The organism is Halomonas litopenaei (assembly GCF_017303055.1).
Taxonomy (GTDB): domain Bacteria; phylum Pseudomonadota; class Gammaproteobacteria; order Pseudomonadales; family Halomonadaceae; genus Halomonas; species Halomonas litopenaei_A.
Genome location: NZ_JAEKJT010000010.1, coordinates 1 through 15,635, shown reverse-complemented (window position 1 = coordinate 15,635; position 15,635 = coordinate 1). Strand labels below are relative to the sequence as shown.

Annotated in this window: 15 protein-coding genes and 1 pseudogene; 8 read left to right on the top strand and 8 right to left on the bottom strand. The window is 62.4% G+C overall.

Annotation, left to right across the window (positions count from 1 at the left end; translation table 11 throughout):
* The first annotated feature begins 36 nt into the window (after positions 1–36).
* Positions 37–1,524, top strand: coding sequence for a sodium:solute symporter family protein (locus JF545_RS17790; protein WP_206944281.1), 1,488 nt, complete (start codon positions 37–39; stop codon positions 1,522–1,524).
* A 100-nt stretch (positions 1,525–1,624) separates the two neighbouring features.
* On the opposite strand, the gene JF545_RS17785 is transcribed toward JF545_RS17790, so the two are convergent.
* The gene (locus JF545_RS17785) at positions 1,625–2,233 is read right to left on the bottom strand and encodes a cytochrome b (RefSeq protein WP_206944279.1); all 609 of its coding nucleotides are present in this window, start codon (positions 2,231–2,233) and stop codon (positions 1,625–1,627) included.
* 124 nt (positions 2,234–2,357) lie between these two features.
* On the opposite strand from JF545_RS17785, the gene JF545_RS17780 reads away from it, so the two are divergent.
* Positions 2,358–2,747 carry an MAPEG family protein gene (locus tag JF545_RS17780; RefSeq protein WP_206944276.1) on the top strand — a complete coding sequence of 130 codons (390 nt, stop codon included), beginning with the start codon at positions 2,358–2,360 and terminating at the stop codon, positions 2,745–2,747.
* A 61-nt stretch (positions 2,748–2,808) separates the two neighbouring features.
* On the opposite strand, the gene JF545_RS17775 is transcribed toward JF545_RS17780, so the two are convergent.
* Positions 2,809–3,381: an NADPH-dependent FMN reductase gene (locus JF545_RS17775; protein WP_242520952.1), complete on the bottom strand. Its 573-nt coding sequence runs from the start codon at positions 3,379–3,381 to the stop codon at positions 2,809–2,811.
* A 135-nt stretch (positions 3,382–3,516) separates the two neighbouring features.
* Between JF545_RS17775 and JF545_RS17770 the strand changes: the two genes are divergently transcribed.
* A complete protein-coding gene (locus JF545_RS17770) occupies positions 3,517–3,834 on the top strand; it encodes a hypothetical protein (protein ID WP_242520951.1) in 318 nt (105 codons plus the stop codon).
* A gap of 646 nt (positions 3,835–4,480) precedes the next feature.
* Here the strand turns inward: JF545_RS17770 and JF545_RS17765 are convergent.
* Both JF545_RS17765 and JF545_RS17760 read right to left on the bottom strand, forming a co-directional pair.
* Complete coding sequence (locus tag JF545_RS17765) at positions 4,481–5,419, bottom strand: pirin family protein (RefSeq protein WP_206944272.1); 939 nt, start codon at positions 5,417–5,419, stop codon at positions 4,481–4,483.
* A 393-nt stretch (positions 5,420–5,812) separates the two neighbouring features.
* Positions 5,813–7,297 (bottom strand): alanine/glycine:cation symporter family protein, encoded by a 1,485-nt coding sequence (locus tag JF545_RS17760; protein WP_206944270.1) that lies wholly within the window; start codon positions 7,295–7,297, stop codon positions 5,813–5,815.
* Positions 7,298–7,666: 369 nt separating this feature from the next.
* Here JF545_RS17760 and gloA point away from each other — a divergent pair, with 369 nt between their 5' ends.
* Positions 7,667–8,209, top strand: a complete 543-nt coding sequence (gloA, locus tag JF545_RS17755) for a lactoylglutathione lyase (protein ID WP_206944268.1) — start codon at positions 7,667–7,669, stop codon at positions 8,207–8,209.
* A gap of 216 nt (positions 8,210–8,425) precedes the next feature.
* Here gloA and JF545_RS17750 read toward each other — a convergent pair whose 3' ends face one another.
* The 3 genes from JF545_RS17750 to JF545_RS17740 form a co-directional block, all read right to left on the bottom strand.
* A complete protein-coding gene (locus tag JF545_RS17750) occupies positions 8,426–9,367 on the bottom strand; it encodes a complex I NDUFA9 subunit family protein (protein ID WP_347401343.1) in 942 nt (313 codons plus the stop codon).
* Complete coding sequence (locus JF545_RS17745) at positions 9,324–9,995, bottom strand: DsbA family oxidoreductase (RefSeq protein ID WP_206944266.1); 672 nt, start codon at positions 9,993–9,995, stop codon at positions 9,324–9,326. The genes JF545_RS17750 and JF545_RS17745 overlap by 44 nt, the downstream gene beginning before the upstream one ends.
* Before the next feature lie 236 nt (positions 9,996–10,231).
* The gene (locus JF545_RS17740; RefSeq protein ID WP_224852161.1) at positions 10,232–10,717 is read right to left on the bottom strand and encodes an Lrp/AsnC family transcriptional regulator; all 486 of its coding nucleotides are present in this window, start codon (positions 10,715–10,717) and stop codon (positions 10,232–10,234) included.
* 163 nt (positions 10,718–10,880) lie between these two features.
* Between JF545_RS17740 and JF545_RS17735 the strand changes: the two genes are divergently transcribed.
* Complete coding sequence (locus JF545_RS17735) at positions 10,881–11,804, top strand: DMT family transporter (RefSeq protein ID WP_206944264.1); 924 nt, start codon at positions 10,881–10,883, stop codon at positions 11,802–11,804.
* Between the two features lie 83 nt (positions 11,805–11,887).
* On the opposite strand, the gene JF545_RS17730 is transcribed toward JF545_RS17735, so the two are convergent.
* Positions 11,888–12,889: an NADP-dependent oxidoreductase gene (locus tag JF545_RS17730; protein WP_206944262.1), complete on the bottom strand. Its 1,002-nt coding sequence runs from the start codon at positions 12,887–12,889 to the stop codon at positions 11,888–11,890.
* A gap of 517 nt (positions 12,890–13,406) precedes the next feature.
* On the opposite strand from JF545_RS17730, the gene JF545_RS17725 reads away from it, so the two are divergent.
* From JF545_RS17725 to JF545_RS17715, 3 genes and pseudogenes are all read left to right on the top strand, one after another.
* On the top strand, positions 13,407–14,207 hold the full coding sequence (locus JF545_RS17725; RefSeq protein ID WP_206944260.1) for a FadR/GntR family transcriptional regulator: 801 nt from the start codon (positions 13,407–13,409) through the stop codon (positions 14,205–14,207).
* Positions 14,208–14,214: 7 nt separating this feature from the next.
* The gene (locus JF545_RS17720; protein WP_206944258.1) at positions 14,215–15,255 is read left to right on the top strand and encodes a TRAP transporter substrate-binding protein; all 1,041 of its coding nucleotides are present in this window, start codon (positions 14,215–14,217) and stop codon (positions 15,253–15,255) included.
* Positions 15,256–15,441: 186 nt separating this feature from the next.
* Positions 15,442–15,635 (top strand): annotated as a pseudogene (locus JF545_RS17715) (TRAP transporter small permease subunit); the annotation flags it as partial.

Sequence of the window (15,635 nt, the reverse complement as noted above, 5' to 3'; positions counted from 1 at the left end):
CGGCAACGACCGAGACGACAAGTATAAGAGGTCTGTATGAACAGTCATCTTTTCCTTGCTACCTTTTGTATCTACATCGTCCTGATGATTGGCTTTGGCTGGTGGATGTCGCGCAATGATCGCGGTTCCGGCGATGATTTTCTTCTTGGCGGGCGCAGTGTCCCGCTGTTTCTGACCATCGGCACCACCGTCGCCACCATGGTGGGTACCGGCTCCAGCATGGGAGCTGTAGGCTTTGGCTACGCCAACGGATGGGGCGGGGCGCTATATGGCCTCGGCGGCTCCATCGGCGTGCTGCTGTTGGCGCTGTGTTTCTCCGGGGTGCGGCGCTACCGCTTCATGACCATGAGTGAAGAGCTGTCGTTCTATGTGGGCGCCAACCGTCTGGTGCGCAATGTGGTGGCCCTGTTCATCTACATCGCCTGTATCGGTTGGCTGGGTGCCCATATCCTTGGCGGCGGTCTGTATCTTGCCTGGATGGCTGACATCCCGGTGTGGCAGGCCAAGCTCATCGTGGCCCTGGGGTTTGGCGTCTACTGTGTCATCGGTGGCTATATGGCGGTGGTGTGGACCGACACCGTCCAGGCGATCGTGCTGTTCGTCGGCTTCTTCCTGATGGCGGCGGTGGCCGTGGTAGAGGTAGGAGGCTTCGCCGAGATGACCGCCTCGATGGATGCCGCTGCCACCAGCTTCCTGGCGATCGAAAAGGTTGGCCTGGTACCGGCGCTGTCACTGGTGGCGGTCATCGCGGTAGGGGTGCTGTCGACTCCGTCCTTCCGTCAGCGGATCTACTCCGGCGCTTCCGTGGGTTCGGTGCGTCGCTCCTTCCTGGTCACCGGCTGCCTGTACATGTTGTTTTCCATCGTCCCGGCGATCATCGGCATGTCGACCTATGCGCTGAACCCAGGCCTTGAAAACAGTAACTTTGCGTTCCCTTACCTGGCCACCGAAGTGCTGCCGCTGTGGCTGGGCCTGCTGCTGCTCGTCGCGGGCCTCTCGGCCACCATGTCCAGCGCCAGCAGCGATGCCATCGCCGGTGTCACCACCTTGATTCGTGACCTCTATGTGCTGGTCAAGGGTCGTGCTCCTTCGGCCAACAGCGTGGTCTGGCTGTCCCGCGTCGGTCTGGTGTTCACGATCGGCCTGGCGCTGGCCTTCGCCCTGACCTCCGATAACGTGATCGCCTACATCACCAAGATGGTGGCCACGGTACTGGCGGGCATGTTCGTCTGCGGGATTCTGGGACGCTTCTGGTCTCGCTATACCTGGCAGGGGGCGATCGCTTCCCTGGCAACTGCCTCGATAACGTCACTGGTGGTGATCAGCCATAGTGGCTGGAACCTGTACTGGGGCAATCCGAGTATCCCGGCAGTGGGAATGGCAATCCTGGTGGGTATCGTGGTGAGTCTGTTCACCCCAGCATCCGAGCTGACCGAGGATCAGGCTCTGGAGCTGATCACCCAGGAACGTGAGCGTATGGAAGCCGTCCCCGAGGTGCCACTGCGCAAGGGGGCCAAGGCCTGATCGAGCGCGTCACCTACGTTGATGCCAAAACCCCGCGTCATGCATGTGACGCGGGGTTTTAGTCATCGACCATCTTGCACAGGGCCCCGCCCCGATAACCCTAGGGTGACTTGAGTGTCCACATGTTCCTGAGGACATCATCCTTGAGCACCCAGTGATGGAAAAGGGCGCCCGCGATATGGCCGGCCAGCAATACCGGCAGCAGCAGATCGGCGCCCCATTCCTTGTGAAAACGAGCGAAAGGATCCATCAGGCTGATCAGCGGTTGGGCCAGCAGGTCCGATAGCCAGTCAGCCACTGGCAGGCGTTGAAATGAAGGCAGTGTCCACTGGCCCAGCACCTTGAGGTCAAAGCCGGTGCCGACATAGGCCGCGACTGGCAGCGCCAGCAGTAACGCGAGCAGACCTCGGTGAGCGAGGCGAGTCACCCGGGGCAGGCCCTGGGGGGCAGGTCGAGGCAGCCATAGATGCGCCATCAATAGGCCAAGCGACAGCGCTACGCTTAACAGTCCCAGATTGATGTGGGCCACCAGCAGATACCAGTTGGCGGCTTCCAGTTGGGTGGTCGCCCACTTGCGCCCGTAGGCGCTCAGGTAAAGAAGGCCGATGGTCAGTGCCAGTAAGGCGTGCAGGGCGCGACTGGTCAGGGCGTGGCGGGCGGGGTGGACATCGGGTACGTGGGTGACGTTGCGATCTCGGCTTGCGGGCATGGAGGAAACCTCTTGGGCTCGGTAAGCCAGTCATCAGGCAAGTACCGCCATGCTGACGCCTGTCCCTTCGCCTGTCAGCCATTGCCTGTGCCATGCTGAGGAAGATTCGCCCTCGGAGCCTGCCATGTCGATCTTTCTCGTCACCCTGTTTATCGCGTCCCTGCTGCCGATCCTGCTGGCCTGGATCGGTGCCGCCTGGCGCGTGCGCCAGTTCGGCCATCTCGATAACCGCCATCCGCGCGCCCAGCAGGCCGCCATGGAAGGGATTGGTGCGCGCCTGCATGCGGCCCAGTCCAATGCCTGGGAGGCATTGATCGTCTATCTGAGCACGGCCGTGGTCGCCATGGGCGCTGGCGCCGATCTACACAGCCTCGACACGCCTGCGCTAGTCTTTCTTGCCTCGCGCCTGCTGCATCCCATCGCCTATACCCTCGACTGGCAATGGATCCGCTCTGGTGTGTTTGCCATGGGTATGCTGGCATGCCTTGTCATCATGATCGGGGCGCTGTGGTAGGCGCCCCGATACGTGCCTCTTGCCTGGGTCGCCGTCGGTGGTCAGACGGCCCTCACTGGCGCTATGTCACACTATCCACCAGTCGCTGACAGATACCGTCCAGGGCCTTGGCCTTGCCTTCGTCTGCCAGACTACCGTCTTCATGGAAGGCCTCACCGGCACCGCCGACGGCGAGCTGGTCGGGCAGGACGGTCACGCCGATGTTGCTCAGCAGCTGGCGCAGTAGAGGCAGGGCACGCAGTCCGCCGAGCCCGCCGGGTGAGGCGCCCACGATGGCGGCCACCTTGTGCTGATAGGGTGCGAGCGCGCCCAGGTCTCCATCAGGCCGAGACACCCAGTCGATGGTGTTCTTCAACAGAGGCGTGATGAAGCCATTGTATTCAGGAGAGGCGATGGCAAGGCCCTGGTGGTCCATGAACATGCGCTTCAGGCGGCTGGCGTGCTCTGGCAGCCCCTCTTGCTCCTCCAGGTCACCGTCGTAGAGCGGCATGGGAAAATCTGCCAGGTCAACAAAGGTGGCGTCGCCCCCACAGGCATCGATACGCTGTGCCATCAGTTTTGCCAGACGCTTGTTATAGGAGTTCTTGCGAGCGCTGCCCGCGAAGACCAGGATACGTGGACGTTGGTGGCTCATGACGTGTTCCTCCATGTCAGGTTGATGCGCTAGGGCAGTCGTCAGGGCGTTGAGATGGGGTGCAAGCACAGACGCGAACCCGCTGCTCCGTCATCATGCAATGTACACTACGTTGAAGGCACACGGAGGCTGCCCATGAAGTATCCCAAGACCCCGGATGGTCGTTACTTTGTCGCCAAGAATCGGTTGTGGCGCTGCACCGATCCAAGCCTTGATGAGGCGTTTCGACAGCGCCACGTCAAGGCGTTGATGGCAGCTCGTCGAGCGGTGAAGGATGCCAGGCAGAGTGAGGACGAGGCTGCCTTGAAGGCTGCCCGGGCACAGGTTCAGGCCGCCAAGGAGGCACTCGGCGAGCGCGGCCCCGTGTGGTGGGACGATGGAGCCGAGGATGAATCCGGCAAGGCGCCGCACAACAGCAGCTACGCCGACTGGTGGGTGAGTCGCACCTCCTGACACGGCAGATCATTGCCATGGCAATGGCGGGGCTTCCCTTCGTTTGTCCACGGAAAGTGCAGGGCTTCCCTCAGCTAGTCCAGGGCAATGGCGGGGCTTCCAGGCGCGGTCCCTGCCACTGCGGTATGGTGCCAAAGCGGGGGCTTTCGGCTTCCCAGTCCCGCTGGGCCTCGATAATCGCTTTGCGCGAGTGCGCAGTGATGAAAGGACCACATGATGGTGCCTCTGGGTCCTCGCTCTTTCCCGCAGCTGGTTCTGGGTCTCAGCTGGTCCAGGGCAATGGCGGGGCTTCCAGGCGCGGTCCCTGCCACTGAGGTATGGTGCCAAAGCGGGGACTTTCGGCCTCCCAGTCCCGCTGGGCCTCGATAATCGCTTTGCGCGAGTGCCCAGTGATAAAAGGACCACATGATGGCGCCTCTGGGTCCTCGCTCCTTCCCTCAACTGGTTCTGGGTCTCAGCTGGTCCAGGGCAAGGGCGGGGCTTCCAGGCGCGGTCCCTGCCACTGCGGTATGGTGCCAAAGCGGGGACTTTCGGCCTCCCAGTCCCGCTGGGCCTCGATAATCGCTTTGCGCGAGTGCGCAGTGATGAAAGGACCACATGATGGTTCCTCTGGGTCCTCGCTCCTTCCCTCAGCTGGTTCTGGGGCTCAGCTGGTCCAGGGCAATGGCGGGGCTTCCAGGCGCGGGCCCTGCCACTGAGGTATGGTGCCAAAGCGGGGGCTTTCGGCTTCCCAGTCCCGCTGGGCCTCGATAATCGCTTTGCGCGAGTGCGCGACAAAGTTCCACCACATGACAATCTCATCCTCGAGCGGCTCGCCGCCAATCAACAGCATGCGGCTGCCAGGCGACAGGGTGACGTCGACAGCGTTGCGGCCGCGACCCAGGTAGGCCAGCTCATCCACCTTGAAGGATTCTCCGTCCAGGGTCAGGTCACCCTCCAGCACCAGCACCCCGTATTCGAATGCTGCCTGAAGCGGCAGCGTCAGCTGGGCGGAGCGCTCGGCCTGAAGATCAACGCCTACCAGTGGAGAGAAGCTCAGGGTGGGTGCGTCATGCCCACCGTAGTGGCCAACCAGAAGAGTGAAGTGAACATCCTCCTGGGACCAGCGGGGCAGGTCGGCGTAGTGGTCGAAGCGAGGCGCCGTGTCAGCGTGTTCAAGAGGCAGCGCGATCCACAGTTGGGCGGCATGCAGCTCGTCACTGTCCTCGAGGCTCTCTTCGGTATGGCTGATGCCATGGCCCGCGGTCATCAGATTGACCTCGCCAGGCCGGATGACCTGATCACTGCCTAGGCTGTCGCGATGATGTACCTCACCTGACAGCATCCAGGTGAAGGTCTGCAAGCTGGTATGGGGATGAGGGCCGACTCGCATGCCCTCACCCTCGCGCAGGATACTGGGGCCCGCGTGATCGAGAAAACACCAGGCGCCGATGGTGCGTCGGTGTCGAGTAGGCAGCACGCGATGGATTGGCAGCCCACCGACAGCGGCCTCTCGCGAGCCAATACGCTGAATCTGATAACGTCCGTCGATGACCGGACAATCCCGTGAGGACGAAGGGCGGCGGGGTGTTTCGTGCAGACTCATGGGCGGCTCCCGGGGCTAGTGGGGTGACAGACCTCTGGTGAGGGCGGACCAGCGAGGCCGACTGGCGGGTTAGTGGAGCCGGTGGTGCTGGGATAGACGCTATCAAAAGCCTAGTGTGCCCATTCGGTAGCGACAAGCCATTTACTCTCCTTAGAAAGGCTTTGATCTGCAGGAGCTTGGTTTGCAGCAACTTGATCTGCATGAGCTGGGCCTGCAGGAACACGGTGCCCCGCTGGCGCAGCCACAGCGATGGCCAGCAGACGCTGTTGGGTAAAGCGTGCGGCTAGAGTCAGCACGACCATTCGCGCAAGGGCTGGTACGCCATCAGGGACTGAAACGACAACGCCACGGCGAACCGTGGCGTTGAGGGTCAAGCGGGGGCATTCATCAGGATCAAGCGTCGGTCCTGGTGGTGCCTTCGGTCTGGCCGGATGTTCCAGGCCAGGCGCTGCGGTCGACCTTGCCCTTGAGCTTCGGGAACTGGTCGGGGTCGAAGGTGGGCTCCTTGCCCGCCTTGAGCTGTCGCTCATAGTCACGGAACAGCGCGAAGGCCAGGGGCGACAGCAGCAGGATCGCGATCAGGTTGATCAGTGCCATCATGCCCATGGACAGGTCAGCAAAGCCCCAGATGGTCTTCAGCTGCGCCACCGAGCCAATCATGATCATGGCCAGCACCGCCAGCCGATAGATGAATACCGCGCCGGCAGAACGGCGCTTGCCGGCCAGGTATTCGATGTTGGACTCGCCGTAGGAGTAGTTGGCGATCAGTGACGTGAAGGCGAACAGGAGAATGGCGATCGCCACGAACATGCCGCCCCAGCTACCTACGTGCTCGGTCAGCGCCGTCTGGGTCAACTGGATGCCGTTGGGGGCATCGCCACTTTGCAGGGCCGGCTCTGCCAGAATGATCACTGCCGCTGTCGCGGTGCAGATTACCAGCGTGTCGAAGAATACCCCCAGCATCTGGATAAAGCCCTGAGCCGCTGGATGGTTGGGTCGAGTGCTGGCGGTCGCTGCCACGTTGGGGGCGGAGCCCATACCGGCCTCGTTGGAGAACAGGCCGCGCTTGATGCCTTGCATCATGGCCTGGGCCACGGCGTAGCCCACGGCACCGCCGGCGGCTTCTTCAAGACCAAAGGCGCTATTGAAGATCAGGGCGATGGCGCCTGGAAGCTCCTCGATGTTCAACGCCACGACCACCAGCGCCAGAATCAGGTACAGCACCGCCATGACCGGCACGATCAGCTCTGCCACCTTGGCGATGGAGCGCAGGCCACCGAAGATGATCGGCGCTACCGCCACCAGCAGGGCAACGCCCACCACCCAGGTCGGAATCGAGAAGGCCTGCTCCATGGCTTGGGCAATAGAGTTGGCCTGGACACTGTTGAAGGCGAGACCAAAGGCGATGATCAGACAGATGGAGAAGGCAACCGCCATCCAGCGTTGGCCGAGGCCTCGCTCGATGTACCGGGCAGGGCCGCCACGGAAGGTCTTGTCGCCGTGGTCGACCTTATAGGCCTGAGCCAGGGCAGACTCGACAAAGCTGGTAGCCATGCCCACCAGAGCGGTCATCCACATCCAGAAGATGGCGCCGGGGCCGCCCAGGTAGATGGCCACGGCGACACCCGCCAGGTTGCCGGTGCCCACACGGGCGGCAAGGCTGGTCGACAGCGCCTGAAACGAGGAAATGCCTTCGCCGCCGTCACGTGATCCCTTGAGCAGGGAGAACATATGGCCGAAGAAGCGAAATTGAATACCGCGGGTCATCACGGTGAAATAGAGGCCAGCGCCGATCAGAAGGTAGACCAGCAGCTTGCCCCAGATCAGGCCGTTTCCAGCGGAAACGACGCTGTTGAACCAGGTGGCGATGGAGTCCATGTCAAAGCGTTCCATTGGTAGGAATTCGGTGGCCATTTTTCACGAAATGGTAGGGATGACAAGGCGTGTGGCGAAAAGATTGAGTTATCGCGTTGATTTGTGGATATGTTATTAGACTTTGGTAGTATTTTTGCGCCTGATGCGGCACTTGGCGCGTCAACAGACAGGTCGCTGGCCTGTCGAGCGCATGCTCAGAGACAAAAGTGCTGCGCACCGCGCACGCTGGAGGATGTCGTGCGCTAAGGATGATTACCCTTAGTCAGGCCTGTTGATGGGTCATCGTTGGCGTGGCGCCAACATCTGAACGCATCGATGGTGAATACGTCGAAACTGTTGATGCATTCCTCGAGCTCACTGAAGGAGATACCCATGAAGGATACCCCCCAAGGCGAACAGCATCCGGGCGTTGAAGCGGCACCGGCGGCTACCCGTGGGTTTCGTCTTAACCACAGCATGTTGAGGGTCAAGGACCCGCAAGTATCGCTCGCCTTTTATTCCCGCGTGTTTGGCATGAGCGTGCTGAGGCGCCTGGATTTCGAGGAGATGCAGTTCTCGCTGTATTTCCTCGCTAACCTGGATGCCCAGGATGAGGTGCCTAAAGATGTGGCGGCTCGCACTACCTGGACCTTCCAGCAGCGCGGGTTGCTGGAGTTCACGCACAACTGGGGCACTGAGGAGCAGGAAGGACGTATCTACCACGATGGCAACGCCGAACCGCAGGGGTTTGGTCACATCTGTTTTGCAGTGCCGGATCTGCACGCCGCGGTGGCCTGGTTTGATGAAAATGACGTCGAATTCATCAAGCGCCCCGAACAGGGCAAGATGAAGGACGTGGTCTTCGTCAAGGATCCGGACGGTTACTGGATCGAGGTGGTCCAGCCAGACCTGATGTCACAGGTGGGCAAAGGCTGAAGGCGCTTGCCCGTATCACGGGCTAAGGAAACACTGCATAGATTCCTGCGCCGCCGATTCATTCGCCGATTCATTGCGTGATGCGCTGCTCGAACTCTCAGCGATACCGCATAGGCTCCGGGTTCCGCGCTGCGGGCGCCTGGTGCCTCAGGTCACTTGGCTGATGTAGTCAGCACTTCCCTAGCGGGACGAGCCAGCCGACGTATTGACGCTTATCTAGCGCGGTAGGCAGTGCACCAGGCTGTCACGCAGGCTGCGCGGATGAAGGCCCAGGTCGTCGAAGGTACCTACACCGCGTGACACCAAGTTGTCCTGCTGGATCAGCCACAGCATGTCACGGGTGAGCGGGGCAGACGGCAGGGCCTTCATGGTCGTGGCCAGGGCATGCCATAGCCACATCGGCGTCGTCAGCAGGGTGGGGTCCCTATCCAGATAGCGGGCGATTAGCGTGACGAGGTCGCGATAGCGCACGGCGTCAGGTCCGCCCAGCTCATACAGCGCACGCGGCAGATCCGGACGGGTGGCCAGGCGTCCCAGCGCACTGCCGAGATCGCCCACGTGAAGGGGCTGCAGGCGCACCTCTCCGGTGCCGAAGAGCGGGACGACCGGCAGCCGAACCAGGCGTGCCAGCGTGGCCGTCAGACCGGCCTGTGGGCCATACAGCACACTGGGCCTGACGATGACAGCCCGTGGGACCTCTTCCATCACCGCCTGCTCGCCCAGGGCCCGGGCGCGTACATAAGGCGAGGGTGAGTCTGGCCGCGCTCCGATACCGGAAATCAACAGGTAGCGGTCGACGCCGGCGGCCCTGGCCGCTCTGGCCAGCGCTGCGGCGCCTTCTACGTGGACCTTCTCGAAGTCCCCGCGGCGACGTTCCTGGTAGAGGCTGACGGCATTGATCACCGCGCTGGCGCCCTCCAGTACCGGCGCCAGACTGTCGGGGTCTTGCAGGTCTGCCGCCATGGCTTCCACCGGGTCGCCGGGTTCGACCATGTCGGGTAGCCGGGGACGCCTCGCCACCACCCTCACCGCGTGTCCACTGAAATAGAGTTCACGCACAGCGGCAGCCCCGACAAACCCTGTTCCTCCGAGGACGACAACGGGGCGTGTTCTATCACTCATGGCCAGCGCCACTGTCGTTGCGCTGGAGTGCGTCACGCAGCCGCTCCACCGCCAGAAACAGCTGCCGCCTTGGCTGAGCCCCCGACAGAATGCCGGCATGCTCGCCGTCGATCAGGAAGCGTAGGGCAGGCACGCCGGCGATCCCCAGTGCTTGTCCCTCCTCGCGAGACTCGCGGACGGCCTGACGATCTTCTTCATTGGCAAGGCTTGCCACCAGCGCGTCGCCATCGAGTCCCTGGTGACGAACGAGGTCTGCCAGTGCGGCAGGGTCGGAGAGATCCAGGCTGCGTTCGAAAAAGCCACTGAACAAGGCCTTCCTTAACGAGGCTACCTGCTGTGCCGAGGCGTGTCGTTCAGCCCAGGCCAGGGTCTCGAGCGCAAGGCGTGAGCGAGGCTGAATATCCGGCTGGCGCATGCTGAGTCCACGTTCGCGCGCCATGGGCAGCACGGCGTCACGCCACAGTTCGTTCAAGTAGTCGCCATGGGGATCCAAGGCCGGCTCAGGCTCTGGCCTCAGTTCGAATGGACGCCAGTGGATGTGGATGTCATCGCCGAACCGTTGCTCCAAGGCCTCAAGCTCCGGCAGCTCCAGATAGCAAAATGGGCAGCGCAGGTCGCTGAAGACCTCGAGCGTCAGGCGTGGGGGAGTGGGCGATGTCGGCATTCAACTCTCCTGAGTGGCAATACGTGGGACCGGATGGCGACGGAGTCGCCTCTAGCTTGACGACTGATGCCGTCGAAGTGAAGCGCCGGCGACAAGCAGGCTCGATGCTGACGAAGGTGCGCAGACCCTGCTCCCGTGCGAGGCGATGCCGGGCGGATGCGGCCGAGGCCCGGACCCAGCTCGAGAGTCGCCAGTGCACAGCCTCTGATACGACGCCTAGCGTCTGGAGTCAGGCGCTAGGCGTCGTCGGACGGGCGAGCGTCGCGAAGATCCAGGGCGCCGGCGCGCTTGACGGCCCGGATGGCAAAGCTCGAGTCCACGGTATTGACCATGGGCAGGGTCTGCAGCTGTCGCACCCAGCGTTCGTAACCTTTCAAGTCGGCGCTGACAATCTGCAGCAGATAGTCGAAGGCACCGGACACGGTGTGGCACTCGATGACTTCGGGCATCTCTGCCACGGCGGCTTCGAAGGCTTCCACCAGGGCATCTTGATGGCGGCTGAGCTTGACGTGGACGAACACCGTCAGCCCCAGCCCCAGGCGTTCGCGGTCCAGCTCGGCGCGGTAGCGCTGGATCAGCCGCTGTTGCTCCAGCCGGCGGATGCGCCTGGCGCAGGGGGATGGGGACAGACCCACTCGCTCGGCCAGCTCGTGGCTGGTGAGTCGCGCATCCTGCTGCAGCAGAGCGAGTAGATGGCGATCGATACGGTCCAGTTTTTTCAAGGAATTGGCTCAAACTTGCCATGAATACCGAAATATTGGCACGCGCTGCCAATGTGGGTCCAGTGGCGGAGTGTCTTTGCCTGCATTCCCCCTAGCATTGCCGGCAGACTGGCCTTAGCAGGGTGCTTGTACCGCTACCCCACAACCCTCTCGGAGTCCTGTCATGTCGTCTTCTCTGACCCAGGTGGCGCCGCTTGTCGCCTCTCCCCGGCGCGCCCTGTCGGGAGTCGCCGCTGCGCTGGGCGCGGTGCTGATCTGGTCCTGTTACTTCCTGTCGCTGCGCCAAGGGGCACTGTCACCACTGGGAACCCTCGACCTGACCCTGTTTCGCTACGCCGTGCCTGGCCTTGTGCTGCTGCCGTTGGCGCTGCGTCGGCGGCAGCGTCTGTTGGCGGTCAGCCCGGTGTGGCTGGTCGGCATGATGGCAGGCGCCGGCATCCCCTTCTTTCTGTTGGGGGCGGTGGGGATGGGACTGGCGCCGGTGGCCCACGGCAGTACCCTGATACCCGGGGCGGCGCCGCTGTTCGTCAGTACCCTGGCGGTGTGGCTCTTCGCCCAGCCGTTGTCGCGGGGGCGTGCCGCCGGGTTGGTCGCCATCGCAATGGGCATTGCCTGTCTGCTGGCGCCCTCGGGCCAGGGCTCGCAGTCCCTGCTGTTGGGGCAAGGCATGTTCTTGCTGTCCAGCGTGATGTGGGCGGTGTTCACCCTCAGCGTGCGTCAGAGCGGCCTGTCGGCGCTCGAGGCTACGGCGGTGGTCACGGTGCCCAGTGGATCGATCATTGCGCTGACGGTGGTCGGGCTCGAGGTGAGCGGGGTGGGGGGCTTGACGCTACACCTGGTGTCAGCCCAGGAGTGGTTGGGGCAGTTGGTGGTCCAGGGCATCCTGGTGGGGCTGGGATCTGGCCTGCTGATGGGCATCGCGATTCGACGGCTGGGCGCTGAGGCGACCTCGGCACTAGGGTCGCTGACCCCGGTGGTTGCCACGGCGTTGGCCTGGTGGGCGCTGGACGAGACGATCGGTGGGATCACCGCGGTGGGGATGTTGATGGTGGTGTTCGGCGTGATGATCGCCAGCCGTGGCCGTTGATGGCAGGCGTGTCATTGGCGTCAGCGCTGAACCACAGACACCGCCCGTAGGCGGTGTCTGCGTCAATTGACTTCAGCGCTTCCTTAGCTCAAGCGCACCAGCATCTTGCCGCTGTTGGCGCCCTTGAACAGATCGAGGAAGGCCTCCGGGGTCGCTTCCAGCCCTTCACGCACGGTTTCCTGATAGTCGATATCGCCAGCGGCGACCTGGGGACCCACCTCGGCGAGAAAGGCCGGATAGTTGTCCCAGTGCTCGAACACGATAAAGCCCTGCATGCTCGCGCGACGAATCAGGATCATGGCCAGGTTGGCGGGACCAGGAGCCGGCCCTTCATCATTGTAGCGAGAGATCATGCCGCAGACGGCAATGCGTGCGCCGACGTTGAGATTGTTCAGGGCTGCCTCGAGGCAGACGCCGCCGACGTTCTCGTAGTACACATCGAAGCCGCCTGGGCAGGCCTTGGCCAGGTCATCGCTGAGTGTGGCAGCGTCCTTGTCGCGGTAGTCAACCGCGACAATGCCCTGGGACTCGAGCCAATCGCGTTTCTTCTGGCTGCCGGCAAGTCCGACAACGGTGCCGCCCTTGGCCTTGGCCAGTTGTACCGCCAGTGAGCCCACGGCGCCGCTGGCTGCGCTGACCAGGACGTTGTCGCCTTCCTGCATATGCGCAATCGCATTGAGGCCTGTCCAGGCGGTCATGCCAGGCATGCCGAGAACGCCAAGGTAGGCTTGCTCGGGGACGTCAAGATCGGGAAGGGCGGTGACGGTGTCCGCTGATAGCTGTGCTACATCACGCCAGCCGCCCATGTGGGTGACCCGATCACCCACCTTGAAGCGGTCATCGCGGGATTCGATGATTTCACCTACCGCGGCGCCCTCGAGGGGGGCATCGAGGGCGAAGGGATCGATGTACGTCTTGACGCCGCTCATGCGGCCTCGCATGTAGGGGTCAACTGACAGCCAATGATTGCGAATGCGTACCTCGCCATCCTGCAGCGCCGGCAGTTCCTGCTGATTCAGAACAAAGACGTCCGGGCTGGGAGTGCCAGTAGGGTATTCGCTAATGCTGTAGTAGTTGGATTGCATCGATGCCTCCTTTGCTATGGGTAATCGCGTCCTGTCTCGTTCGCTAGATAAGGTGTCGCTGCTAGTCCTGCCTGCCGGGACGTTGCGTCCTGTAGCCAGAGGGCATTGCCCAGTGGATCGGACGACACCTCAGACACCGCTGAGGACACGCCTTTGCTGAGGACGCGGCGTGGCCAATGGACTTAGCGCCTGGCTTGTGCGTCCAGAATAGACCAGTCGGTCGGAGTCGTAAAGAGCTGCGTAGAAGGTAGGAAAAAGCCTCAGGTCATTGAGATCTACTCTGTGCGACTGTGCTGAACGGAAGAGGTTCCTTGAGCAGGGGCGAGCGCGCTACTTGAGCAGGGGCGAGCGCGCTACTTGAGCAGGGGCGAGCGCGCTAAAAGCGATCGTTATCGAACTAAAGTCTAAAGGCATCGATGTGCATTTTTAGCGAAGCTATGTCCGACATAACTCCACCAAGCGTCAGACACATGGAATAGCAGGTCTGACTCTGCATTCCCTTGTTCGGATGACCCTCATGGCAGCAGCCTCAACTCCCTTGCGTCGCGCGCGCCCGGACATCGCAGATGCCCTGGCCGAGGCGATCTTTGCCGGTGAGTACATGCCGGGCGAGTTCCTGCCCAGAGAAGTGGACCTTTGCGAGCGTTTCGCGGTGAGTCGTTCGACGGTGAGAAGTGCCCTGCAGGTACTGGTCGCCGCGGGCATGATCACTCGAATTTCTGGGCAAGGGTCGCGGGTGCAGCCCCTTGGAGGCTGGCACCTGCTCGATCCCAGGGTCAGCGGCTGGCTGGCGCGTTTCGCCCATCCTAATCCGGTGATCCAGCGCGAGGTGTTTGCCTTTCGCGTAGCCGTCGAGCCTTTCGTCGCCCGACTGGCCGCCGAGCACGCCACCGCCGCCGACCTGCTGGCCATCGAAACCGCCTATCAAGGCATGATCGAAGCGCTGGCCAGCGATGATCTACGCTTTCAGGGCAAGACCCACGACGAGTACGACGTGGCGTTTCACGAGGCCATCTTCACCGCATCGCATAACTTGGTGTGGGCGCAGATCAGCCACGTTCTCAAGCCTGCCATTGCGCTGCTGGTGGAGCGATCCAACCACAGCGCGGACAGGCTCAATGACAGCATGGATCGTCATCGCAAGGTGATGGAGGCGATTCGGCTGAGACAGCCCCGCGAAGCGGCCCGTGCGGCGCTCGCGGTACTGGAGCGCACTGGGCAGGACCTTGGACTGGAAGAGGTCACCAAGGCCTCATCGACGCTCGAGACAACCTTTGACGCTCCCGAACTATCTGCAACATGCCGACAAGAAGGATGAGATTCCCATGATGGCAAGCACCAAGCTCAAGACCCCTAGCGCCAAGCTCAAGCTGTTGAGTGCAGCGATTCTGGCATCCATGGCCGCTTCTGCTCAGGCTGCCGAGTATGAGTGGACCTTCCAGACCTCCGAAACGGCCGGCGAGCCTCAGTTCGAGATGAAGAAGGCCTGGGCCGACAACGTTTCGACGATGTCCAATGGCCGCATCGCCATCGAAATTCTGCCGGTCAATGCCGTGGTTCAGGCTAACCAGACCCTGCAGGCGGTGCAGTCCGGCATCCTTCAGGGACACCTGACCGATCCCAGCTACTTCACGGGTCAGAACCCGGCCTTCGGCATGATCGGCAACCTGGTGGGCGCCTGGAGCGACCCCTATGACTTCCTCGACTACATGAACAATGCCGGTGGCGAGGAGCTCTACAACAAGCTGGTCGAACCCTATGGTCTGCACCTGATCGGCGCTGCTGCCACCGGGCTGGAGTCGCTGCCCTCGACCAAGCCGGTGCGCTCCATCGAGGACATGCAGGGCCTCAAGCTGCGCGCTCCGGAAGGCATGGTGTACAACATCTTTGAAGCCGCTGGTGCCACACCGGTCAATCTGCCGGGCTCTGAGGTCTATACCGGTCTCGAGAAGGGTGTGATCGACGCTGCTGACTACACCGTGTTTGCCACCAACCAGGCACAGGGTCTGCACGAGTTTGCTCCTTACCCGCTGTATCCGGGCTTCCACTCCCTGCCGATGGTCGCGGTCTCACTGAACAAGGATGTCTGGGACAGCCTGCCGGACGACCTCAAGACCATCCTCGAGACGTCCGTTGATGCCCTGGCGTATGAGATGGTCGCCGAGCTCAAGACGCGTGACCTCGAAGCCGTGCGCGAAGCGCGCCAGAACCCGGATATCGAGATCATCGACCTGCCGGCGGAAGAGCGCGTAGCGTTCCGTAACATCGCCAAGCAGGAGTGGGAGAACTGGGCCGAGAAGAACGAGATTACCCAGGAATTCTACGAGTCCGTGGTGGCCTACCTGGAAAACCACAACCTGCTGTAAGCCCAAGGTCTCAGGGTAACGCGTCAGCCGTGCTGACTGTCGCCTGGTGTGCAGCGACACGGCATATCGCATAAGGGTGTACCGCGTTACCTGCCAGTACCTGAACGTTCAGGGCGGTGCCACGGCACCGCCCCCTCATTTCCGGATCGTGCCCTGGCGCGATCCTCAAGCCGTCGAGGAAGTCCCATGACAGACCTGCCGGGACAGGACGCCGACAAGGCGCCCGAACGCGCACCCGACGTGGTGCGCAGCCACTTTGATCAGGGCGTGGTCAAGGTCGCTCAGCTGGCCGCTTGGCTGGTGTTCATCGCCATGGCCATCAGCGTGTATGAAGTCATCATGCGCTATGGCTTCGGCTCGCCCACCTCCTGGGTGCACGA